This window comes from Parapedobacter flavus (assembly GCF_035818675.1).
Taxonomy (GTDB): Bacteria; Bacteroidota; Bacteroidia; order Sphingobacteriales; family Sphingobacteriaceae; genus Parapedobacter; species Parapedobacter flavus.
In genome coordinates, this window is record NZ_JAYKZZ010000028.1 from 1 (window position 1) to 405 (window position 405).

The window sequence follows — 405 nt, forward strand, 5'->3', positions numbered from 1 at the left end:
TAGCTACCGTAACCGAACGTGATTGTGTGATGGTGGTCGTGGCATCGTCGCTTACATCGGCGGTCAGTTCATCCGCACCGAACGTGAATGTGTTCACGATGTCATTCCCGTTGTCGATATGTGATTGATCGGCAACGTAGCTGACCGTGTACGTCCATGTTTCGCCCACATCAAGGTTGCCATCATTGTCGGCATCACCCGTTGGTGCACCTAGGGTTAACGGCGCACTTGTACCATCCTGTGCAACCGCATCGGATGCTGCAATGCCTGTCAGGCTCACGTTACCCGTGTTCACCACCGTGATCGTGTAGTTCAAGGTAGCCGGGGCAGCGATGCTCCCTTGGTCAACTGATTTGTCGACCGATACGGAGGCCGTTTGCGTAATCGTCGTCGTAGCATCATCAC

1 protein-coding gene is annotated in these 405 nt (G+C 54.3%); it reads right to left on the minus strand.

Annotated elements, in window-relative coordinates; translation table 11 throughout:
* The coding region (locus tag U9S71_RS18760) for a DUF7507 domain-containing protein (protein ID WP_326329272.1) at positions 1 to 405 on the minus strand (405 nt) is incomplete at both ends.